Below are 21,945 nucleotides of genomic sequence, written 5' to 3'. Positions count from 1 at the left end.
CGCCCCTTGAACCAAGTCCAAAAAGCCCAGTCCTACCCGCGCCGCTTTCTGCGGTTCACTCAACTTTTGCGCTGTTTTCCTTCAGAGCTGTCCGTCTCATGCGCCACGCCGTCCGTTCGTCTCGCTTCGTTTCGCTGTGCCTGCTGATCCTTGCGCCGCTGTTCGCTGAAACCGCCCATGCCGGTGCGGAGCGACAACTGGTGGCCGCCATCAACGACTATCGCGCCCATCCGCAGCGCTGTGATCGACGCCCGGCGCAGCGCCTGGCGCCGTTGGCGCTGAAGTCGAACCTGGCCTTGCCGATCGGTTACCGCTACGCCGGGGGCATGCGCGAGGCGTTGAAGTCATCAGGGTATTCAGCCGTCGCGGTGCGCAGTATTCGCGTGGTCGGTGCCGAAGACGCCGAAGAAGCCTTCGACCTGCTGCAGAACGACCACTGCACCGCGCTGCTGGATGCGAGCTACGCCGACATCGGCGTCAGTCGTTCGCGCAATGAATGGCAAGTGGTGTTAGCACAACCGGTGCTCGACCGCCGCGTCGGCGATAACCGCAGCGTCGGCAAGGCGCTGCTCGCGGAGGTCAACGCCGCACGCGCGCGACCACGGATGTGCGGACGCCAGCGCTTCGCTGCCGCCCGGCCATTGAGCTGGAACGCAGCGCTAGGCGCCGCCGCGCAGGGGCACAGCAAAGCCATGGCTTACGGTAACTACTTCGCGCACCGCGATCCGGACGGCGACCTGCCGGCCGATCGTGCCCGTGCGGCGGGCTACCGTGGTCGGCAAATCGGCGAAAACATTGCCGCCGGGCAAAGTTCACCGGGCAAGGCCATGGCCGGATGGCTGGCCAGCCCCGGGCATTGCGCCAACCTGATGAACCCGATGTTTACCCAGGTCGGCGCCGGGTTTGCCAGCGAGCCGCGCAGTGATGAAGGGGTTTACTGGACGATGGTGTTTGGCGCGCAGTGACTGGTAGCGTCAAGGCCCAATTTCAACAATTCCTTGCGCAGCATTGACGGCACCCGAACGGCCAGCCCGGCCTGCCAGTCGAGTGGCAACAAATGATTGAGCTTTGCCTGGCTAACCTCGGCTGGCGCCAGAAAACAGCTTTTGCGGTCGCGAATACTGATCACATTCAGCAGCCAGTCATCGCCCTGCTCTGCCATCCAGCGATTGATCGTTGAGCGATGCCTTTGCAGCAAGTTGTCGGCATCCCACACGGTCATTTGCGCGAATATCTGCGGCAGACCGGATTCGGGCGCCATCTGTTTCAGATCGGCGGCCAAAGCGACGGCAACATCAGATTCGACGGCAGCCTGGCACTCGATGAAATACTGCTCTGGCCAGTCTGCCGACAAATTCGCCAGCCGCGCGAGCAGCGCATACGCCTGCACATCCTGCGCCGTGGTCATTTGCCCGGTGAAGTTCAAGGTGTTGTCGAGTATCGCCGTGGCCAACAGCGCAGCGCTTTGCTGACTTATTTTCGGCAACAAGTCAGCCCGATCCCAACGCTGCACGACCTGCGTGGCGGCAGCACCGATCGGCCGGATATCGGCGGCAGAGCCGAGTCTCTGCGCCCAGTAATCCTCGTAACCGGGATGATGGTCGATGATCTCCACCACCCGATCGAGCACCACCAGCGGGTCGAAATGGTGATAGTCCGAGACATCCACCAGAACAAACTCATCCATTGCCGTCGGCAGGTAATCGTCGAGCGAGTCGCCATTAACCTTGAGTCGTTGGGGAATGCTGGCATTGAGCGGCGCACCGCTGACCGCCCGGGCCGTCACGCCCTGGCAGTTCAGCAGTTCGGCATACGCAATGCAGCAGGCGTAGGCATCAATGTCCAGGTAAGCCGAACCGGACGTCACCACTCTCACAAAACATGCTCCTCTAGCCGTGCTGCCGTTGCGCTCTGCGGTAAATTCAAGGCCTGAGCGATGCCGGCGAAAATTCGTTCGTAGGCAACCTGACACTGTTCCTCGGCAATGGAAATTCGCACGGTGCTCGCGGCGATCCGCTCAGGGTAGCCCAGTTGCGTGACGGTATTGGACAGGTTGTTTTTCTTGTCCGAACAGGCTGATCCACCCGTGATGTAGATCGCCTGGTTGTTCAATGCCCACTGCAGTTTTTTCGTATTGATCCCCGGCAGTGCGACGAAGCTGACGCAGGGCACTCGTGGCGCTTGCTGTCCGATCACAACCACTTCATCGAGCAAGCCTTGCAGCTTGCCTTCAAACCACTCCCTCGCGAGCTGCACCTCGCCATTCCCTTGCGAATACTTGAGGTGCTTTTCTTGCAAAGCCGTTTCGATTGACAGAATCCCGGGGTAATTCTGCGTGCCACCGCGCAGCCCGCCCTCCTGGCCACCGCCTGCAATCAACGGCGATAAGTCATAACGATTGCGCGCATACAGAAACCCCGCGCCGGGCAGTGCGCCGAACTTGTGTCCCGAGGCAATGGCGAAGTCGACGCCGGATGCCTGTAGATCCACAGGGATTTTGCCGATCGCCTGGGTCATGTCGGAAAACAGCAACCCGCCCTGCGCCTTGACCAGTCCGGCGATGGCTTCCAGGGGTTGAATCACCCCAGTTTCGTTATGCACGGCCATGACGCAGACCAGCGTCGGTCGCCCGGCATGGTCAATCAATAATCGCTGCAGCTGCTCGAGGTCGAGCAACCCGTTTGTGTCATGACCGACGGCGATGGCGTGCAGACCTTCCAGGCAATAACGCTTGATGTTTTGCAGCGTACAGGCGTGCTCAATGGCCGAGTAAAGCACCACCGGCCGCTCGTGCTTGTAGCGCTCGAAAAAATCATGAAAGACCTGCGCGCAACCTTCGCTGGAACCGCTATTGAAAATCAGGCATTGCGTGTCGACATTTAACAGGCGAGCGACACTGCCTCTTGCCCGCTCGACCCTTTCCAGCAACTGCACACCGAGGGCATGGTTGGCATTGGGATTGGCACACTGGCGGTTCGAGAACAGTGCCTGGAGCATGTTGCTCACACCCGTCGAGACTGGTGCCGAACCACACACATCGGCATAAATTGCATCCACAGGGATATCCATATCAAACACTTCCAGTTTTCTGTTTTATGTCATTAGGATGCTGCCCGAGATACCCGGACAGTCGTGGTTATTCAGATGATCAAGCGCGCCATAAGCTGAATCGAACAGAGCAGAACAAAAGCATTGAGCGCGCGCTTCAAATGCCTGGCCTCCAGTCGATGAGACAAGGCAGCGCCAAAAAAACCGCCCAGCACAATCCCGATTACCAGTTCACCGGTGTAACCGAGAAACTCCCCCGCCGAGCCCAGCCGGCCAAACAAAGCCCCACTGGCGCCGATGATGCCGATCAGCGCCGAGGTCGAAATGGCTTGTTTGATGGGCAGGCCGAACAGGCTGATCAACACCGGCAGATAAATGAATCCGCCACCCTGCCCAACCAGCCCGCACAACACCCCAAGCACCAACCCCGTCAACGGCAGCGACAGCGTCGGGTAGTTGCACAACAAGGCAACCGGCTGGCGGAACAGATACGTCACCAGCAGCGACAACAATCCCAGCAGTCCGAAGACAAACAGAATGAAGTTCTCACTGAACGCTTCGGCATGGACCGAGGCGAAGAAATTGGCAACGGCCATCGGTATCGCGAAGTTTCTGATCACTCGCCAATCCGGCTGAAAGCGGACTCGGTGCAGCGCAAACGAAACCAGCGAAGAGAAAAAGCCCTGCGCGGAAGACAGCCCCGTGACCACTTCAATCGGTAACTTCTGACCGGCCAACATCGGATAAACCAGCACCAGCAGAGGCGTCACAATGATGCCTCCACCGATACCGAACAGGCCCGACATGAACCCGGCCATCACTCCCACACCGGTCATGACCGGGTAGAACGTCATGGCAGTCATCTCAGCACACCTTGATCTTGCCCGCCCCGTCCGTCACCCGGCCGATCACCATCAGATCGGGGCACAACGATTGCCACGCTTGTCGGTTTTCCGCCAGGCACGCTTCGCTGACGGTAAACAGCAACCCGCCGTTGGTTTGCGGATCGTGCAGCAGAAACTTGTGCGCCAGTGACAGCTCGCCGAGGTATTCGACGTGCTGCGCGTACTTTCTGATGTTGGCGAAAACGCCGCTTTCAGATGAGGTCACCGCCACCGCCAATGATTCGGCACCGTCATAAAAAGCCAGTGCAGCGCTGTCCAGCATGACATCCAGCTGCCCCAGCCCGACCATTTCACTGATATGCCCGATCAAGCCGAACCCGGTAATGTCGGTCAGGCTGCTGACCTCGGGACTGGCGCTCAGGGTGCGGCCAAACTCGTTGTCACCGGTGATCAACGCCAGGGTGCGCGGAGCAATATCCGCTTGTTCGAGAATCCCGGCCTTCAGCGCGCTGGCGAGGATGCCTACGCCCAGCGGACGCGTCATCACCAACACATCGCCGGCCTTGGCGGTGTTGTTCTTTTTCAAACGATTTTTTTCGACCTGGCCGATGATTGAAAAGCCGTAGAGCGGTTGGCTGTTCTTGATCGTGTGCCCGCCAACGATACTGACATTGAACTTGTTCATGACTGACTGGGCGCCGAGGATCATCTGCGTGACCTGCTCCACCGGTACCAGCTCGGGGTCGAATGCCATGATCGAGTTGGCAATCAACGGATAACCGCCAGAAGCAAAGACATCGCTCACCGCGTTGCTCGCCGCCAATTGGCCGAACACATAAGGATCGTTGACGATCGGGGAGAAATAATCGGTCGTGAACAACAGGTAATTGTCGCCGTTGTCATACACGGCGCAATCATCGGAGGACTCGAAACCCAGAACAACTTTGTCATCCGCAACGGTATTGGCCGCGGCGGTTTCCGACAAGATTCTGCTCAACACGCTGGATGGGATCTTGCACCCGCACCCGCCACTCTCAGATTTATCCATAATCTGGCAAAACGTCGACATCAGACTTCCTTAGAATCCATTTTCCGTTTTAAAAACAGAGCGTTACCCCGCTCAGCACCTGTTACATCATGTTTCAGGCAGGGGCAAAGTCGCACACTCTGATGACGGAAATATGACAAGGCGAAGAGATTTCGACGTCTGAACAATGACAACGGGATAACCGCTATTGAGCGGTTACCCCGTTTTTAATACGCGCTCACGCCGCGCGCTGACCGCCCGCCACCATCGCCGAAGCCGCCAGCATCGCCCGCAACAACACCGCACACCCCGCCGCCAGATCATCCGGCGCGGCGTTTTCGATTTCGTTGTGGCTGATGCCGCCTTCACACGGCACGAAAATCATCCCGGCCGGGCCGAGTTCGGCAAGGAAAATCGCGTCATGCCCGGCGCCGCTGACGATGTCCATATTCGACAAGCCAAGGCCTTTTGCCGCACCGCGCACGGCTTCCACACAACCTTTTTCGAAGTACAGCGGCGGGAAGTCAGCAGTAGGCGTCAGTTCGTAGGTAAGGCCATGTTCTTCACAAGTGGCGTCGATGACTTGCTTCACCTCGGCAATCATCGAGTCGAGGCGCGCCGGTTCCAGGTGACGAAAGTCGAGGGTCATGCGCACCTCGCCGGGGATGACGTTGCGCGAGCCGGGATAGGCTTGCAGGCAACCGACCGTGCCGCAGGCGTGGGGTTGATGGCCGAGGGCGGCGCGGTTGACCGCACCGACGATTACCGAGGCGCCGACCAGCGCGTCTTTACGCAGGTGCATCGGCGTCGGGCCGGCGTGGGCTTCGACGCCGCGCAGCTTGAGGTCAAACCACTTCTGCCCCAGCGCGCCCAGTACGACGCCGATGGTTTTTTGCTCGTCTTCGAGGATCGGGCCTTGTTCGATGTGCGCCTCGAAATAAGCGCCGACCTTATGCCCGCTGACCTTGCGCGAACCAGCGTAGCCGATGGCGTTGAGCGCTTCGCCAACGGTCACACCATCGGCATCGACTTTGGCCAGGGTTTCTTCGAGGGTGAATTTCTCCGCGAACACCCCGGAGCCCATCATGCACGGGGCGAAGCGCGATCCTTCTTCGTTGGTCCAGACCACCACTTCCAGCGGCGCTTCGGTTTCCACTTTCAGGTCGTTGAGGGTGCGCAGGACTTCGACGCCGGCGAGCACGCCGAAGCAGCCGTCGAACTTGCCGCCGGTAGGCTGGGTGTCGATGTGGCTGCCGGTCATCACCGGCGGCAGGTCGGGATTGCGCCCCGGGCGCCGGGCGAAGATGTTGCCGACGGCATCGACCGTGACGCTGCACCCGGCGTCCTTGCACCATTGCACGAAGAGGTCGCGGGCCTGGCGATCGAGGTCGGTCAGGGCCAGGCGACAGACCCCACCCTTGACCGTGGCGCCGAGCTTGGCCAGCTCCATGAGCGACGCCCACAGTCGGTCGCGGTTGATGTGCTGATGGCTCGATTGCAGAACGTCTACGGCTGCGTTCATGGTGATCTCCTCAGGCTGCTTTTCTTATGGATATTGCTGTGGTGTCGGGTAGACCGCTATCGCTGGCAAGCCAGCTCCCACAGGTTTTTGAGTGAACACACAATTTGTGTACGACTCGATCCCTGTGGGAGCTGGCTTGCCAGCGATGGGGCCCTCATTCACACCGCTGTTTTCACGACCGAAGGCTGCGCACGCATCACGCACAACCCGTAATAAATAATCCCGCCCAGCGCCGAACCGGTGAACCAGCCGTAGCTGTAGAACCAGCTGAACGCATCGCTGCCCAGCGACAGCAAGGTCAACACCACCGGCACACCGAACGCGAGAAACCCGGCCCAGTTCCATGCCGGATAGACGTCGTCGCGGTACAACCCGGCCAGGTCCAGTTGCTGTTTCTTGATCAGGAAATAGTCCACCACCATGATCCCGGCGATCGGCCCGAGCAGGCTCGAATAACCCAGCAACCAGTTGGAATACACGGTTTCGAGGCTGACATCGGAGACGATCAAACCGAGCTTCTTCAACAGCTCATGCGCCATCAACACCAGTCCGACAAAGCCTGTCAGCAACACGGCTTTGGTGCGGTTGATCACTTTGGGCGCGATGTTCTGGAAGTCGTTGGTCGGGGAAACGATATTGGCGGCGGTGTTGGTCGACAGCGTGGCGATGATGATCAGCGCCATCGCCACCGCGACCCACACCGGGCTCTGGATATGACCGATCAGACTGACCGGATCGGAGACGGTGACACCGACCAGTTTCACCGACGCGGCCGTCATGATCACGCCGAGCGAAGCGAACAGAAACATCGTCAGCGGCAGGCCAAAAATCTGCCCGAGAATCTGATCCTTCTGGCTCTTGGCGTAACGGCTGAAGTCAGGAATGTTCAGCGACAACGTCGCCCAGAAACCGACCATCGCCGTCAGCCCGGCGGCGAAGTAACTGACCACACTGGCGCCCTCCGGACGCTTGGCCGGAATCGCCAGCAGCTCGGTCATCGACACATTGGGCATCGCCCACACCAGCAGGCCGATGCCGACCGCCACCAGCAACGGCGCCGACAAGGTTTCCAGCCATTTGATCGACTCGGCGCCGCGGATCACCACCCACAGATTCAGCGCCCAGAAAATCATGAAACCAATCACCTCCCCCGTACCGCCGAGGGATTTCCAGCCCTCGAACACTGAGCCGAGAAACAGGTGAATCGCCAACCCGCCAAACATCGTCTGAATGCCGAACCAGCCACACGCCACCAGTGCGCGAATCAGACACGGCACGTTGGAACCGAGAATGCCGAACGACGAGCGCAGCAACACCGGAAAGGGAATGCCGTACTTGGTGCCGGGAAAGGCGTTGAGCGTGAGTGGAATCAGGACGATGACGTTGGCGAACAGAATTGCCAGCAACGCTTCACCAACGGTCAGGCCAAAGTAAGCGGTGAGTACGCCGCCGAGGGTGTAGGTCGGCACGCAGATCGACATGCCGACCCACAGCGCGGTGATGTGCCATTTGTTCCAGGTTCGTTCATGCACCTTGGTCGGTGCCATGTCGTGGTTGTAACGGGGACTGTCGAGGACGTCGCTGCCGGCTTCAAGCTCGAACAAGCCGTCGCGCTCGGTCACTTGCGATCTGATCTGTTGCATGGCCGCTCCACTGTTCTTCTGATTATTTTTTTGCTCATCAAGCGGCTGGCACACAAGGGTGCGAGCCGGACGATGGCCGGAGGAACTGACAACTTTCGTGCACCGGCCATGGTGTCAGCGGCGGCATCAATAAACGTGCCGGGTGCCCCGCTTGCGCATCGGGCCGAGGGTTAAACGCTGTGCAACTTTCTGATATTCATCAGTTTTAATTATTTATCTGCTGAGCCCGTGGAAACTTGTCTGAACGCTCAGGCTAGACGTCTGGCAAGTTGTCCGAACTGTCAGGACTCAATCTGGTGCACTGCACTTTTTTTCATCGTGAGCGAGCAACCGCAGCTCAACTTCAAGCGGCTGATTTCACATAGGAAATCTTGCTCATATTTCCATCCTGTCAAGTGCGTCAAAATGGTGAACAGCCTCACCATTTTGGTGATTTTGTATTTTTATCGTTATTTTTCATGCACTTAAAACAGTCATAAGCTTATAAAAAATAATCTTGCTCTATTGCAAATCTGCGACTAGCTTCTATTCCTGACAGCGCTGACAGGAATACGCCCTTCATCGCCGTACATCAATAAAACATCTAGAACCGGCACAAGTCGGTCAATGCCTGCGAGGAACTCGGAATGTCTCTGTTGATCCGTGGCGCCACCGTTGTTACCCATGATGAAAGTTATCGCGCCGACGTCTATTGCGCCGACGGCGTGATCAAAGCCATCGGTGAAAACCTTGATGTTCCCGCCGGCGCCGAAGTCCTCGACGGCAGCGGCCAGTACCTGATGCCCGGCGGCATCGATCCGCACACCCACATGCAACTCCCCTTCATGGGCACCGTGGCCAGTGAGGACTTCTACAGTGGCACGGCGGCCGGTCTGGCTGGCGGCACCACGTCAATCATCGATTTTGTGATTCCCAATCCTCAGCAGTCGCTGATGGAAGCGTTTCATCAGTGGCGCGGCTGGGCGGAAAAGTCCGCCTCCGACTATGGCTTCCACGTCGCGATCACCTGGTGGAGCGAGCAGGTGCGTGAGGAAATGGCCGAGCTGGTCAGCCATCACGGCATCAACAGCTTCAAGCATTTCATGGCGTACAAAAACGCGATCATGGCCGCTGACGACACGCTGGTGGCGAGTTTCGAGCGCTGCCTGGAACTCGGCGCGGTGCCGACCGTGCACGCGGAAAACGGCGAACTGGTCTATCACCTGCAACGCAAGTTGATGGCCCAGGGCATCACCGGGCCGGAAGCGCATCCGCTGTCGCGGCCCTCGCAGGTTGAAGGCGAAGCGGCGAGTCGGGCGATTCGTATCGCTGAAACCATTGGCACGCCGTTGTACCTGGTGCACGTTTCGACCAAGGAAGCCCTCGACGAAATCACCTATGCGCGCAGCAAGGGCCAACCGGTGTACGGCGAAGTCCTCGCCGGGCATTTGCTGCTCGACGATAGCGTCTATCAACACCCGGACTGGCAGACCGCTGCCGGTTACGTGATGAGCCCGCCGTTCCGTCCGCGCGGGCATCAAGAGGCACTGTGGCACGGGCTGCAAAACGGCAATCTGCACACCACCGCGACGGACCACTGCTGCTTCTGCGCCGAGCAAAAAGCCGCCGGCCGCGATGACTTTAGCAAGATTCCCAACGGCACGGCCGGTATCGAAGATCGCATGGCGGTGTTGTGGGATGAAGGCGTCAACAGTGGGCGTTTTTCGATGCAGGATTTCGTCGCCCTCACCTCTACCAACACCGCGAAGATCTTCAACCTCTACCCGCGCAAAGGCGCGATTCGCGTCGGTGCCGATGCCGACCTGGTGCTGTGGGACCCGCAAGGCACCCGCACCATCTCCGCCAAGACCCACCATCAGCAGGTGGACTTCAACATCTTCGAAGGCAAGACCGTGCGCGGCGTGCCGAGCCATACCATCAGCCAGGGCCGGCTGGTTTGGGCCGACGGCGACCTGCGTGCCGAGCGTGGTGCCGGACGGTATATCGAACGGCCGGCGTACCCGGCGGTGTTTGATTTGCTGAGCAAGCGGGCTGAGTTGTATAAGCCGACTGCTGTGAAACGCTGAAAGCGGCCTTCGGCCTATCGCTGGCAAGCCAGCTCCCACAGGGATCTGTGGTGCTCACAAAACCTTGTGGGAGCTGGCTTGCCAGCGATGAGGCCATCCCGAACGCCACAAAAACCACTGCCCATCAGAGGCAGAGAACCTCAATAACCGTGAGGCACAAAACCGTGATCGAGACCCTGAACCATCTCCCCCACCCGCACGAAAGCGCGGCCGCCCTCGCCGGGCATTTCACCGATCTGGCGCCGCCGCTCAACGCCCGGCAGGCGCATCTGGAAGCCTCGCGCTGCCTGTATTGCTACGACGCCCCGTGCGTCAATGCGTGCCCGAGCGAGATCGACATCCCGTCGTTCATCCGCAACATTCATCAAGACAACGTGCCCGGTGCGGCGCAGAAAATCCTTTCGGCGAACATCCTCGGCGGCAGTTGCGCGCGGGTCTGTCCGACGGAAATCCTTTGCCAGCAAGCCTGCGTACGCAATAACGCTCAGGAATGCGCGCCGGTGCTGATCGGCCTGCTGCAACGCTACGCCGTGGACAATGCGCACTTCACCGAGCACCCGTTCCAGCGTGCTGCCGCGACTGGCAAACGCATCGCCGTGGTCGGTGCCGGGCCGGCCGGTTTGTCCTGCGCTCACCGCAGTGCCATGCACGGGCATGACGTGGTGATTTTCGAAGCGCGGGAGAAGGCTGGCGGCCTCAATGAATACGGGATCGCCAAGTACAAACTGGTCGACGACTACGCGCAGAAAGAACTGGATTTCCTCCTGCAGATCGGCGGCATCGAGATTCGTCACGGGCAGAAACTCGGTGACAACCTGACGCTGAGCGAACTGCATCAACAGTTCGACGCGGTGTTCCTCGGCCTCGGTCTCAACGCCAGCAAGCAACTCGGCCTGCCTCACGAAGATGCTCCGGGCCTGCTCGCCGCCACCGATTACATTCGCGAACTGCGCCAGGCCGATGACCTCACGCAACTGCCACTGGCCGAACGCTGCATCGTGCTCGGCGCCGGCAACACGGCGATCGACATGGCCGTGCAAATGGCCCGCCTCGGTGCCCGCGACGTCAATCTGGTGTATCGCCGTGGCGCCGCCGACATGGGCGCCACCGGTCATGAACAGGACATCGCCAAAGCCAATCAGGTACGCCTGCTGACCTGGGCGCAACCGGAAGAGGTGCTGCTCGACGATCAGGGCCAGGTGCGCGGCATGCGTTTCGCCCGCACCGATCTGGTCGACGGTCGCCTGCAAACCACTGGCGAAACTTTCGAGCTGGCCGCTGACGCGATCTTCAAAGCCATCGGTCAGGCCTTCGACGGCAGCGCCCTCGCCGACCCGTTGGCGCGTGAACTCAAGCGTCAGGGCGAACGCATCTACGTCGATGAGAACCTGCGCACCAGCATCCCCGACGTGTATGCCGGCGGCGACTGCACCAGCCTCGATCAGGACCTCACCGTACAAGCCGTGCAGCACGGCAAACGCGCCGCCGAGGCGATCAACGCTCAACTGATGCTTAACGTGGAGGCTGCGTAAATGGCCGATCTGTCGATTGTCTTCGCTGGCATCAAAGCCCCTAACCCGTTCTGGCTGGCCTCTGCGCCACCGACCGACAAAGCTTATAACGTCGTCCGTGCCTTTGAGGCAGGCTGGGGTGGCGTGGTGTGGAAAACCCTCGGAGAGGACCCGGCGGCGGTCAACGTGTCGTCGCGCTACTCGGCGCACTACGGCAATAACCGTGAAGTGTTGGGCATCAACAATATCGAGCTGATCACTGACCGTTCGCTGGAAATCAACCTGCGCGAAATCACTCAGGTCAAGAAGGACTGGCCGGATCGCGCGCTGATCGTTTCGTTGATGGTGCCGTGTGTCGAGGAGTCGTGGAAACACATTCTGCCGCTGGTGGAAGCGACTGGCGCTGACGGTATCGAACTGAACTTCGGCTGCCCCCACGGCATGCCCGAGCGCGGCATGGGTGCGGCGGTCGGCCAGGTGCCGGAGTACGTCGAGCAGGTCACGCGCTGGTGCAAGACCTATTGTTCGCTGCCGGTGATCGTCAAACTGACGCCGAACATCACCGACATCCGCGTCGCCGCCCGCGCGGCCCATCGCGGTGGTGCGGACGCGGTGTCGCTGATCAATACGATCAACTCGATCACCAGCGTCGACCTGGAACACATGGTTGCCCTGCCCACCGTCGGCAGCAAAAGCACCCACGGCGGTTACTGCGGCTCGGCGGTGAAACCGATTGCGCTGAACATGGTCGCCGAGATTGCCCGCGATCCGCAGACCCAGGGCTTGCCGATCTGTGGCATTGGCGGCATCGGCAGTTGGCGCGACGCGGCGGAATTCATGGCGTTGGGCAGCGGCGCGGTGCAGGTGTGCACGGCGGCGATGCTGCATGGCTTCCGCATTGTCGAGGAGATGAAGGACGGCTTGTCGCGGTGGATGGACAGTCAGGGCTACGCCAACATCGCCGAGTTCTCCGGGCGCGCGGTGGGCAATACCACGGACTGGAAGTACCTCGACATCAACTATCAGGTGATCGCGAAGATTGATCAGGACGCGTGCATTGGTTGCGGGCGCTGCCACATTGCTTGCGAGGACACCTCACACCAGGCGATCAGCAGTCTGAAGCAGGCGGACGGGACGCATAAATATGAAGTGATCGATGAGGAGTGTGTGGGTTGTAATTTGTGCCAGATCACATGCCCGGTGGCCGATTGCATCGAGATGGTGCCGATTGAGACTGGGAAGCCGTTTCTCGATTGGAATCATGATCCGCGCAATCCGTATCACGTTGCGCTCTAGCCCCTCACCCTAACCCTCTCCCAAAGGGAGAGGGGACTGATCCGGGGATATTTCAGAAATCCACCGACCTGAACGATTTGCTTTGAATCCATAATCGATACATGCACAGGCACGGACGGCTAATCGAAACAGGCAAAGGCTCGGACGGCTTTTTGAATCCATAATCGACTGGATTTTTCAGGTCGATGTATCTCTAAATACACCTCGGTCGGCCCCCTCTCCCTCCGGGAGAGGGCTGGGGTGAGGGTCTGCTTTCAGGGTTCCAAACCGATCCCACGCAAAATCACACTCGTCACCGTCTGCACCGCCCGCTCAAACTGCATGTCCGACAACGGCTGGTGATCATTGAGGATATTCACCTGATGATCAAAGTCGGCATAGTGCTGGGTCGACGCCCAAATCATGTACAGCAGACTCGACGGTTCCACCGGCAAAATTCGCTTGTCCTCGACCCACTGACGAATCTTCGCTTCCTTCATCTTCGCCCAGTCATACAGGCTGACATCCAGCGCCTCGCCCAAGGTCGGTGCACCGTGAATGATCTCGTTGGCCCAGACTTTCGAGCCATACGGACGGCTGCGCGAGTGGTTCATCTTGGCGCGGATATAGCTGCTCAGCACCACGCGCGGATCGTCGAACATCTCGAAGCACAGCGCATCCTGTTTCCACACTTCCAACAGGTCGAACAGCACCGCGCTGTACAGCTCGCTCTTGGTGCTGAAGTAGTAATGCAGGTTGGAGCGCGGCAGTTGCACCTCCGCTGCGATGTCGGCCATGGCGGTGCCGCCGAAGCCTTTTTCGGCGAAGACTTTTTCCGCCGCGAGGAGGATTTTCTCGACGTTACTGCGACGAATCTCGATCTTGTGATTGCCCATGAGGGCTCCCTGACAACAGCGTTGCCCAAGACTAGCATCCGCTCTGGTCCGCGGGCGACCGCTGCAAACAAAACTTCGTACTGGCGTCAGCGGATGGCTAAACTGACGCTTCTTCGATCCTGCCTCAGAGGTATCCGCGATGCTGTTCAAGAACGTCCTGACCACCACCGCCCTGCTCGCTTCGCTGTTCGCCGCATCTTCCGTGTTTGCCCATGCCCACCTGAAAAGCCAGACCCCGGCCGCCGACAGCACCGTCGCCGCTCCCGCCGATTTGCGCCTGACCTTTTCCGAAGGTGTCGAGGCCAGTTTCACCAAAGTCACGTTGACTCGCGATGGCGCACCGGTCGCGGTCAAGCCGCTAACCACCGAGGGCGACAAGAAAACCCTGATCGTCACACCGGCCGCTCCGCTGAGCGCCGGCGAGTACAAAATCGAATGGCATGCGGTGTCGGTGGACACGCACAAAAGCGAAGGCGCCTACCAGTTCAAGGTGGGTCAGTAATTCATGAGTGAAGCGCTGGTGCTGTGCCGCTTCGTGCATTTCATCGTGGTGTTGATGCTGTTCGGGGCCTGGCTGTTCAGGCCGTTACTGCTCAAAGATGAAGCGCCGCAAGTGGATCGGTACCTGGCGCGACTGGCGCGCGGGCTGGCTGCAGTGGCGCTGGTCAGCGGGATTGCCTGGGCACTTTTGATTACTGCAAGCATGGCCGGTTCGGCTACAGCGGCGTTTGATCCGGACACGGTTGCGCGGGTGCTGGGCCATACGTTTTTTGGTCAGGTCTGGCGTTGGCATCTGCTGATCAATGCTGTGCTGTTGGCGCTGTTGTTCACACCTTGGCGTTCAAACATGCCGTTGCGACTTGGCTTGAGTGCACTGCTGCTGGCGACTCTCGCTCCGGTCGGACACGGCGCCATGCTCGATGGTTTGAGTGGGCAATTGCTGATTTTCAACCAGATCGTGCATCTGACCTGCGTAGCGGCGTGGCTCGGCGGGCTGTTATTGCTGGTGCTGATTCTGCGTCAGCCGACGGAGCCGGTGAATGAAGTTTTGCGACGTTTCAGCGGGATCGGTTATACGCTGGTCGCGGGGTTGCTGATCACGGGTTTGATCAACGTACGCGTGCTGACCGGCCAGTGGTGGCCGACGCCATTGTTCAGCGGGTTTGCGTTGATTCTGTTGATCAAGGCGATGACCGTGCTGGGGATGCTTGGATTGGCGCTGTTCAATCGTTTGCGGATTGAGGATTGCGAACAACGGATTGGCACGCTCAGGCGCAGTGTGCTGCTGGAGTGGTTGCTCGGCATTGGTGCCGTAGCCGCCGTATCCCTGCTCGGCACCCTGCCCCCGATGATCACAACCTGAAACACGATCCCCCTGTGGGAGCTGGCTTGCCAGCGATGGCGGTGTGTCAGGAACAGATATTTCGGATATGCCGACGTCATCGCTGGCAAGCCCACAGGGTTATGCATTGTGTCAGTGAGGCTGGGTGTCGCCCGCCGCGGTGTCGATGCTGACCACCACCGACATCCCCGGCCGCAACCGCTCCTCTTCCTGCTGATCCGGATCGATGGTGATCCGCACCGGCACCCGCTGGGCAATTTTCACGAAGTTGCCGGTGGCGTTGTCCGCCTGCAACAGGGCAAATTCAGAACCGGTGCCCGGGGAAATATGCTGCACATGTCCGGTGAATTTGCGGTGGTTCAGCGCATCGACTGTGAAGCGTACCGGTTGCCCGACGCGGACGTTGTCCATCTGGGTTTCCTTCATGTTGGCGATCACCCATTTCTGGTTCGGCACCAACGCCATCAACTGCGCCCCGGAGTTGACGTAAGCGCCGAGGCGCACGCCGATCTGCCCGAGCTGACCGTCACGCGGGGCGACAATACGCGTATTCGACAGGTCGATCCGCGCCAGTTGCACCGCTGCTTCGGCGCTGGCCACCGCTGCTTCCAGCGAGCCACGATTGACGATCACCGTTTGCAGATCCTGACGGGCGATTTCCAGATTGGCCTTGGCTTGCGCGACCGCCGCAATGCTTTGCGCATTGGCCGCCAGCGCGACGTCCATCTCGCGTTTCGACACCGAACCGTCGCGCACCAATTCCTGATTGCGGCGCAGATCCGCCTCGCTTTTACGCAACTGCGCTTCGCTGTCGGCCTGCACCGCCTGACGCAACTTGATCGTCGCCTCGGCGCTGTTGCGTTGCTGCACCACATTGGCCAATGCGGCCTTCTGCACTGCCAGTTGCGCCAGTGCCTGGTCGAGGCGTTGCTGATAGATACGGTCGTCCAGACGCACCAGCAAATCCCCAGCCTTCACGTACTGGAAATCCTGCACCGGCACCTCGTAGACATAGCCGGCGAGTTGCGGGCCGATGATCGTCACCTGCCCGCGCACCAACGCGTTTTCGGTGGTTTCGACCGCACTGCTGAACGGCGGCAATTGCCAGGCATACAAAACGATCAATACGCCGACGATGGCAATCGCGGCAAAGCCCAGCGACGAGATGATCCGCACCCGCAGCGAGCGTGGCTCGGTGTTCGGCGATGACGGCGGCGCGACGCCCTCAGGCGTGGCAGCGATAGCATTGGTGGTTGTGGTGGTCGGTTCGGTCATGAAGAAGTGGCACCGCTCGGAGGTGTGGATGGCGCAGGGGCGACGGCTTTGGTGGTGCTCATCAGCCACAGCGCACGAATGGACAGCCAGATCATGGTCAGCACCGCAATCACGGCGATCAGCATGAACACATCGTTATAGGCCAGCACGTTGGCCTCGCGGGTCGCGGCGTTGGACAGGCTGCGAATCCCCGCCAGGTTGCGCAGGCTCGGGTCGGCCAACAGCGAGCCGTACGCCGAGCCGCCGCTCTGCACGCGCGCGGCCACCAACGGGTCAGACAGCGTCAGGTGTTCAACGATGTGACTGGAATGAAATTTTTCCCGGACGATCTGAAAGGTGCCCAGCAGTGCCGCACCCAGCAGGCCGCCGAGGTTGTTGCAGATCCCGAACAGCACAGAAAAACTCACCAGGTTGCGTGGATTGGTCAGCACATTGCGCGTACCGAAGACCATGGTCGGGCCGAGGAAAAACGTACTGCCGAACGCCAGCAGGAATTGACTGAAGTAGAGGTTTTCCGGGCGGGTCAGGTTGTTGGAAAAACTGTCCATCACCGACCCGGTGGCCATCAGGCCCAGCGAGATGATCAATGGCATCAGCAGGTGTTTGGGGTCGATGGTCAGCGCACTGGTCAATAGCCCGGCGACACTGCCGATCAGCATCACCACGTAGAGGCTGTGCAGTTGCTCATAGCCCATGTTCAGGTTCTGCATGAAACCGACCGCACCGGTCGACTGCTCCGAGGTGACCATGCGAATCAGGGTCACCGCCAGCGCCAGGCGGATCATCGTCCCGCTGCCAAGCCAACGGGTCATCAGCAGCGGGTTGCTGCGATTATGTTCGATGGCCAGGCCGGCGAGGATCAAAGCAATCGAGGCGGCCAGCGCATAGCCGATCCAGTTGGCCTCCAGCCACCAGTCAATCCGCCCCAGCGACAACACCGCACACAGCAGCGCCACGCCCGTGGCGAGAATGGCGAAGGTGAGAAAGTCGAGTTTTTCGAAGGTTTTGAAACGGTCGCCCGGCGGAAGCTTGAGCAGCAATACGCAGCCCAGCGACAGCAGTGCCATGCCCAGTTCGAAGAGGTAGAGGCCGCGCCATTCGGCGATCTGCAGCAAATCTTCCGAGAATAATCGCGCCAATGGCAGCGCCAGTTGTGAAGTGCCGAGGCCGAGCACCAGGGCCTTCATGCGCCACTTCGCCGGGAACGCCTGGACCATGTAATACAGACCCAGCGAACTCAGTGCCGCGCCGACCATGCCGTGGGCCGCGCGCACCGCCACCGCCGAATTCAGGTCATTGACGAACAAATGGCCGAAGGTCACCAGCGCATACAACACCAGAAACACCTCGGTGAACGCACGCAAACCGAACTGCTGACGAAACTTCACCAGCAGCAGATTCATCGATACGTTGGTCATCACGAACGCCGCCGGCAGCCAGGCCATTTCCGCCGTGGTCGCGCCCAGTGCGCCTTGCAGGTAAGGCAGGTTGGCCACCACTAGCGAGTTGCCCAAGCCACCGGTCACCGCCACCAGCACGCCGACCAAGGCATAGGCCAGGCGCTTGGGGTTGGAGTGCAACGGCGTCGAAGGGGAACCGGGCAGACTGGGCTTTTCGTGGGGCTGCCAGTTGCGCGGGGCGTATTGATCCATGGACAGGCCTTGTGCGGAAGGTGGGTGAAGTTTGCCGCAAATTCACCGGCAACACACTCATCCCCTGTCATCCACCAAACCCTGTGGGAGCTGGCTTGCCAGCGATGAGGCCGGCATATCCAGCATCCTTGTTGAATGACACTACGCAATCGCTGGCAAGCCAGCGCCCACAGGTTTTAGCGATAAGTTGAAAATTCGGGCACGACAAGGTCATCGTATAACTGGCAGTTGACTTTCCCGTAAAACCTAGGAAATATCCGCATCCATGTTGTACGACGACGTATGACAAATAATAAAAACAACAAACGATTCAGGGAGCGTCACAGTGAGCACACTTGTCTGCAGTTCCGTCCGCCCTTTCCGCTTTGCCACGCTTCGACCACGCACCACCCTTGGCCTGATCGGCTGCAGCAGCCTGGCCCTGGCCTTGCCGATGAACGCCGATGCCGAAGGCTTTCTCGAAGACAGCAAAGCCACGCTGAACCTGCGCAATGCCTACTTCAACCGCAACTTCGTCAACCCGGCCAACCCGCAGGGCAAGGCTGAAGAGTGGACGCAAAACTTCATCCTCGATGCCAAATCCGGCTTCACCCAAGGCACGGTCGGCTTCGGGCTCGACATCCTTGGCATGTACTCGCAAAAGCTCGATGGCGGCAAAGGCACGGGCGGCACGCAACTGTTGCCGATCCACGATGACGGGCGCCCGGCAGACAACTTCGGTCGCCTCGGTGTGGCGCTGAAGGCCAAGGTTTCGAAGACTGAACTGAAGGTCGGCGAATGGATGCCGGTGCTGCCGATCCTGCGTTCCGACGATGGCCGTTCGCTGCCGCAGACCTTTCGCGGCGGCCAGATCACGTCCACCGAGATCAACGGTCTGACTGTCTACGGCGGCCAGTTCCGCGGCAACAGCCCGCGCAACGACGCGAGCATGGAAGACATGTCAATGAACGGCCGTGGCGCGTTCACTTCCGACCGCTTCAACTTCGGCGGCGGCGAATACACCTTCAACGACAAGCGCACGCTGGTCGGCGTGTGGTACGCCGAGCTCAGCGACATCTACCAGCAGCAGTATTTCAACCTCAGCCACAGTCAGCCATTAGGCGACTGGACCCTGGGCGCCAACCTCGGTTTCTTCACCGGCAAAGAAGACGGCAGCGCCCAGGCCGGCGACCTCGACAACAAGACTGCGTTCGCCCTGCTCTCGGCCAAATACGGCGGCAACACCTTCTATGTCGGCCTGCAAAAACTCAGCGGCGACGATGCGTGGATGCGGGTCAACGGCACGAGCGGCGGCACCCTGGCCAACGACAGTTACAACGCCAGTTATGACAACGCCAAGGAGCGCTCCTGGCAGTTGCGCCACGACTACAACTTCGTCGCCCTCGGCATCCCCGGCCTGACCCTGATGAACCGCTACATCAGCGGTGACAACGTGCACACAGCCAGCACCACTGATGGCAAGGAATGGGGCCGCGAGTCGGAACTGGCCTACACGGTGCAGAGCGGCCCGTTGAAAAACCTCAACGTGAAATGGCGCAACGCGACGATACGCCGCGACTTCAGCACCAACGAGTTTGACGAGAACCGGATCTTTATCAGTTATCCGATTTCGTTGTTGTAAAGCCAGTCGCCACACCGAGCTTCCCTGTGGAAGCGAGCCTGCTCGCGAAGGCGGCGTGTCAGGCGATGCAAGAGTTGCCTGCACCGGCCTCATCGCTGGCAAGCCAGCTCCCACAGGTATCGAAGTTGTTTTCGATGTCTGTGTCCACCACAACACCCTGTGGGAGCTGACTTGCCAGCGATGGCGGCGGCAGATTCACCATTGATGTTGATTGACACACCGCCTTCGCGAGCAGGCTCGCTCCCTCAAGGGGGTTGCGTAGCTACGAAGTCATTGTGGTGATCGAAAAGTGTTTTGGGCCTTCCGTCATTTACACCGAAAGTCGCGTTGACAAGTTCCAGAAACCCTACCGATACTTCAGCGTAGTCATACGACAACCTACAACAAACCTAATAACAACGTGTAAGGGCTTGCCATGACGTCTACCTCTACTCCCCGCGCCCCTTTCAACCGCCTGCTGCTGACCGGCGCCGCCGGGGGCCTGGGCAAAGTCCTGCGCGAACGTATGCGCCCTTATGCCAATGTCCTGCGCCTGTCAGACATTGCCGCCCTCGCCCCGGCCGTCGACGATCGCGAAGAAGTCGTCCCGTGCGATCTGGCCGACAAACACGCCGTGCACCAACTGGTCGAAGGCGTCGACGCGATCCTGCATTTTGGCGGCGTCTCTGTAGAACGGCCCTTCGAAGAAATCCTCGGCGCCAACATCAGCGGCGTGTTTCACATTTACGAAGCGGCGCGCCGGCATGGCGTCAAGCGCGTGATCTTCGCCAGCTCGAACCACGTCATCGGTTTCTACAAACAGGACGAAAAACTCGACGCCACCTCGGCGCGCCGTCCCGATGGTTACTACGGTTTGTCCAAGTCCTACGGCGAAGACATGGCCAGTTTCTATTTCGATCGCTACGGCATCGAGACCGTCAGCATCCGCATCGGCTCCTCGTTCCCCGAGCCGCAGAACCGCCGGATGATGCACACCTGGCTGAGCTTCGACGACCTCACGCAACTGCTCGAACGCGCGCTGTACACACCCAACGTCGGCCACACCGTGGTCTACGGCATGTCCGCCAACAAGGACGTCTGGTGGGACAACAAATTCGCCAGCCACCTCGGTTTTGCCGCGAAGGACAGCTCCGAAGTGTTCCGCGAAAAAGTCGAGGCACAGCCCATGCCGGCCGCCGATGACCCGGCGCGGATCTACCAGGGCGGCGCGTTCGTCGCGGCAGGGCCGTTCGGCGACTGATCACTCTGACAACGACGCAAAGGAATGAGTATGCAAGCCGAATTGATCGTCGATGCCCGCAACGCCGTGGGCGAAAGCCCGGTCTGGGTGCCGCAGGAAAACGCGCTGTATTGGGTGGATATTCCCAACGGCGGGCTGCAACGCTGGAGCGCTGACACCGGCCATGTGCATGCCTGGACAACCCCGGAAATGCTCGCCTGCATCGCTCGTCACAGCGATGGCGGCTGGGTAGCCGGCATGGAGAGCGGCTTTTTTCATCTGCACCCGCACAGCGACGGCAGCCTCGACAGTGAGTTGCTTGCCACCGTGGCGCACAGTCGCGCAGACATGCGCCTGAACGATGGTCGCTGCGACCGCCAAGGGCGTTTCTGGGCCGGCAGCATGGTGCTGAACATGGGCCTGAATGCGCCCGAAGGCTGGCTCTACCGCTACGGCGCCGGGCAATCTGGCGTGATCGAAGCGCAGCTCGACGGTTTCATCGTGCCCAACGGCCTCGGTTTCAGCCCTGACGGCAAGACGATGTACCTGTCCGATTCGCACCCCGACGTGCAACTGATCTGGGCGTTCGATTACGACACCGAGACCGGCACGCCGTCGAATCGTCGAGTGTTCGTCGACATGAACCACTTTCCCGGACGGCCCGATGGCGCTGCCGTGGATGCTGAAGGTTTTTACTGGATCTGCGCCAACGACGCCGGCCTGATTCACCGCTTCGCGCCGGACGGTCGTCTGGATTTCTCACTGGAGGTGCCGGTGAAAAAACCGACCATGTGTGCCTTCGGCGGTGACCGGATGGACACCTTGTTCGTGACTTCGATTCGTCCCGGCGACGACCATGATCCGCACTCCCTGGCCGGTGGCGTGTTCGCCTTGAAGCCAGGCGTCAAAGGCCTTGCGGAACCCTTGTTCAACGATTTGCTTTAAACCCTCTGCTGCACCGCTGCGCCTTGAACACAACAATAACAAGACTGGAGACTCACCC

The 21,945-nt window shown here is 59.9% G+C and carries 18 protein-coding genes; 9 read left to right on the top strand and 9 right to left on the bottom strand.

The genetic code is table 11. The annotated features are described in order from the left end of the window. Positions 1 to 98 precede the first annotated feature (98 nt). Positions 99 to 965 (top strand): CAP domain-containing protein, encoded by an 867-nt coding sequence (locus M9827_RS06570; RefSeq protein ID WP_250604405.1) that lies wholly within the window; start codon positions 99 to 101, stop codon positions 963 to 965. On the opposite strand, the gene M9827_RS06565 is transcribed toward M9827_RS06570, so the two are convergent. The 6 genes from M9827_RS06565 to M9827_RS06540 all read right to left on the bottom strand — a co-directional run bounded on the left by M9827_RS06565 (position 935) and on the right by M9827_RS06540 (position 8,085). Continuing rightward, positions 935 to 1,876 (bottom strand): DHH family phosphoesterase, encoded by a 942-nt coding sequence (locus M9827_RS06565; protein WP_250604403.1) that lies wholly within the window; start codon positions 1,874 to 1,876, stop codon positions 935 to 937. The genes M9827_RS06570 and M9827_RS06565 overlap by 31 nt on opposite strands. Continuing rightward, positions 1,873 to 3,069 carry a cysteine desulfurase family protein gene (locus M9827_RS06560; RefSeq protein ID WP_250604401.1) on the bottom strand — a complete coding sequence of 399 codons (1,197 nt, stop codon included), beginning with the start codon at positions 3,067 to 3,069 and terminating at the stop codon, positions 1,873 to 1,875. The genes M9827_RS06565 and M9827_RS06560 overlap by 4 nt, the downstream gene beginning before the upstream one ends. A gap of 71 nt (positions 3,070 to 3,140) precedes the next feature. After that, complete coding sequence (locus M9827_RS06555) at positions 3,141 to 3,911, bottom strand: sulfite exporter TauE/SafE family protein (protein ID WP_250604399.1); 771 nt, start codon at positions 3,909 to 3,911, stop codon at positions 3,141 to 3,143. A 1-nt stretch (position 3,912) separates the two neighbouring features. Next, entirely contained in the window at positions 3,913 to 4,962 is a 1,050-nt protein-coding gene (gene selD, locus M9827_RS06550; protein ID WP_502943398.1) for a selenide, water dikinase SelD, read from the bottom strand. Positions 4,963 to 5,158: 196 nt separating this feature from the next. Further along, on the bottom strand, positions 5,159 to 6,442 hold the full coding sequence (locus tag M9827_RS06545) for a Zn-dependent hydrolase (RefSeq protein ID WP_250604395.1): 1,284 nt from the start codon (positions 6,440 to 6,442) through the stop codon (positions 5,159 to 5,161). A 158-nt stretch (positions 6,443 to 6,600) separates the two neighbouring features. Continuing rightward, entirely contained in the window at positions 6,601 to 8,085 is a 1,485-nt protein-coding gene (locus tag M9827_RS06540) for an NCS1 family nucleobase:cation symporter-1 (protein WP_250604393.1), read from the bottom strand. A gap of 626 nt (positions 8,086 to 8,711) precedes the next feature. Here M9827_RS06540 and hydA point away from each other — a divergent pair. From hydA to preA, 3 genes are all read left to right on the top strand, one after another. Beyond that, positions 8,712 to 10,151, top strand: coding sequence for a dihydropyrimidinase (gene hydA, locus M9827_RS06535; protein WP_250604391.1), 1,440 nt, complete (start codon positions 8,712 to 8,714; stop codon positions 10,149 to 10,151). Positions 10,152 to 10,315: 164 nt separating this feature from the next. Then, positions 10,316 to 11,683 carry an NAD(P)-dependent oxidoreductase gene (locus tag M9827_RS06530; RefSeq protein ID WP_250604389.1) on the top strand — a complete coding sequence of 456 codons (1,368 nt, stop codon included), beginning with the start codon at positions 10,316 to 10,318 and terminating at the stop codon, positions 11,681 to 11,683. Then, positions 11,684 to 12,958: an NAD-dependent dihydropyrimidine dehydrogenase subunit PreA gene (preA, locus tag M9827_RS06525; protein WP_250604387.1), complete on the top strand. Its 1,275-nt coding sequence runs from the start codon at positions 11,684 to 11,686 to the stop codon at positions 12,956 to 12,958. A 254-nt stretch (positions 12,959 to 13,212) separates the two neighbouring features. On the opposite strand, the gene M9827_RS06520 is transcribed toward preA, so the two are convergent. Next, entirely contained in the window at positions 13,213 to 13,833 is a 621-nt protein-coding gene (locus tag M9827_RS06520) for a TetR/AcrR family transcriptional regulator (RefSeq protein ID WP_123450587.1), read from the bottom strand. 139 nt (positions 13,834 to 13,972) lie between these two features. Between M9827_RS06520 and copC the strand changes: the two genes are divergently transcribed. Continuing rightward, a complete protein-coding gene (gene copC, locus M9827_RS06515; RefSeq protein WP_250604385.1) occupies positions 13,973 to 14,335 on the top strand; it encodes a copper homeostasis periplasmic binding protein CopC in 363 nt (120 codons plus the stop codon). A 3-nt stretch (positions 14,336 to 14,338) separates the two neighbouring features. Further along, positions 14,339 to 15,196: a copper homeostasis membrane protein CopD gene (copD, locus tag M9827_RS06510; protein ID WP_250604383.1), complete on the top strand. Its 858-nt coding sequence runs from the start codon at positions 14,339 to 14,341 to the stop codon at positions 15,194 to 15,196. Positions 15,197 to 15,307: 111 nt separating this feature from the next. Here copD and M9827_RS06505 read toward each other — a convergent pair whose 3' ends face one another. Together M9827_RS06505 and M9827_RS06500 are read right to left on the bottom strand one after the other, a co-directional pair. Then, positions 15,308 to 16,450: an HlyD family secretion protein gene (locus M9827_RS06505; RefSeq protein WP_250604381.1), complete on the bottom strand. Its 1,143-nt coding sequence runs from the start codon at positions 16,448 to 16,450 to the stop codon at positions 15,308 to 15,310. Next, the gene (locus tag M9827_RS06500) at positions 16,447 to 18,102 is read right to left on the bottom strand and encodes an MFS transporter (RefSeq protein WP_250604379.1); all 1,656 of its coding nucleotides are present in this window, start codon (positions 18,100 to 18,102) and stop codon (positions 16,447 to 16,449) included. Before M9827_RS06500 ends, M9827_RS06505 begins: the two co-directional genes overlap by 4 nt. Before the next feature lie 325 nt (positions 18,103 to 18,427). Here M9827_RS06500 and M9827_RS06495 point away from each other — a divergent pair, with 325 nt between their 5' ends. The 3 genes from M9827_RS06495 (at position 18,428) to M9827_RS06485 (ending at position 21,887) form a co-directional block, all read left to right on the top strand. After that, a complete protein-coding gene (locus tag M9827_RS06495) occupies positions 18,428 to 19,723 on the top strand; it encodes an OprD family porin (protein ID WP_250604377.1) in 1,296 nt (431 codons plus the stop codon). A gap of 415 nt (positions 19,724 to 20,138) precedes the next feature. Beyond that, on the top strand, positions 20,139 to 20,963 hold the full coding sequence (locus M9827_RS06490; protein WP_250604375.1) for an NAD-dependent epimerase/dehydratase family protein: 825 nt from the start codon (positions 20,139 to 20,141) through the stop codon (positions 20,961 to 20,963). Positions 20,964 to 20,993: 30 nt separating this feature from the next. Then, entirely contained in the window at positions 20,994 to 21,887 is an 894-nt protein-coding gene (locus tag M9827_RS06485; protein WP_250604373.1) for an SMP-30/gluconolactonase/LRE family protein, read from the top strand. The last annotated feature ends 58 nt before the right edge of the window (positions 21,888 to 21,945 follow it).

It is taken from the genome of Pseudomonas sp. AKS31 (genome assembly GCF_023634765.1).
GTDB lineage: Bacteria > Pseudomonadota > Gammaproteobacteria > Pseudomonadales > Pseudomonadaceae > Aquipseudomonas.
This window is presented reverse-complemented; position numbering and strand designations above follow the sequence as displayed.

What these genes read in the sequence shown, in the direction of transcription:
- M9827_RS06570 (WP_250604405.1), top strand. Translation starts at nt 99, where the DNA reads ATGCGCCACGCCGTCCGTTCGTCTCGCTTCGTTTCGCTGTGCCTGCTG.
- M9827_RS06560 (WP_250604401.1), bottom strand. Translation starts at nt 3,069, where the DNA reads ATGGATATCCCTGTGGATGCAATTTATGCCGATGTGTGTGGTTCGGCA.
- M9827_RS06555 (WP_250604399.1), bottom strand. Translation starts at nt 3,911, where the DNA reads ATGACTGCCATGACGTTCTACCCGGTCATGACCGGTGTGGGAGTGATG.
- selD (WP_502943398.1), bottom strand. Translation starts at nt 4,962, where the DNA reads ATGTCGACGTTTTGCCAGATTATGGATAAATCTGAGAGTGGCGGGTGC.
- M9827_RS06545 (WP_250604395.1), bottom strand. Translation starts at nt 6,442, where the DNA reads ATGAACGCAGCCGTAGACGTTCTGCAATCGAGCCATCAGCACATCAAC.
- M9827_RS06540 (WP_250604393.1), bottom strand. Translation starts at nt 8,085, where the DNA reads ATGCAACAGATCAGATCGCAAGTGACCGAGCGCGACGGCTTGTTCGAG.
- hydA (WP_250604391.1), top strand. Translation starts at nt 8,712, where the DNA reads ATGTCTCTGTTGATCCGTGGCGCCACCGTTGTTACCCATGATGAAAGT.
- preA (WP_250604387.1), top strand. Translation starts at nt 11,684, where the DNA reads ATGGCCGATCTGTCGATTGTCTTCGCTGGCATCAAAGCCCCTAACCCG.
- M9827_RS06520 (WP_123450587.1), bottom strand. Translation starts at nt 13,833, where the DNA reads ATGGGCAATCACAAGATCGAGATTCGTCGCAGTAACGTCGAGAAAATC.
- copC (WP_250604385.1), top strand. Translation starts at nt 13,973, where the DNA reads ATGCTGTTCAAGAACGTCCTGACCACCACCGCCCTGCTCGCTTCGCTG.
- copD (WP_250604383.1), top strand. Translation starts at nt 14,339, where the DNA reads ATGAGTGAAGCGCTGGTGCTGTGCCGCTTCGTGCATTTCATCGTGGTG.
- M9827_RS06505 (WP_250604381.1), bottom strand. Translation starts at nt 16,450, where the DNA reads ATGACCGAACCGACCACCACAACCACCAATGCTATCGCTGCCACGCCT.
- M9827_RS06500 (WP_250604379.1), bottom strand. Translation starts at nt 18,102, where the DNA reads ATGGATCAATACGCCCCGCGCAACTGGCAGCCCCACGAAAAGCCCAGT.
- M9827_RS06490 (WP_250604375.1), top strand. Translation starts at nt 20,139, where the DNA reads ATGACGTCTACCTCTACTCCCCGCGCCCCTTTCAACCGCCTGCTGCTG.
- M9827_RS06485 (WP_250604373.1), top strand. Translation starts at nt 20,994, where the DNA reads ATGCAAGCCGAATTGATCGTCGATGCCCGCAACGCCGTGGGCGAAAGC.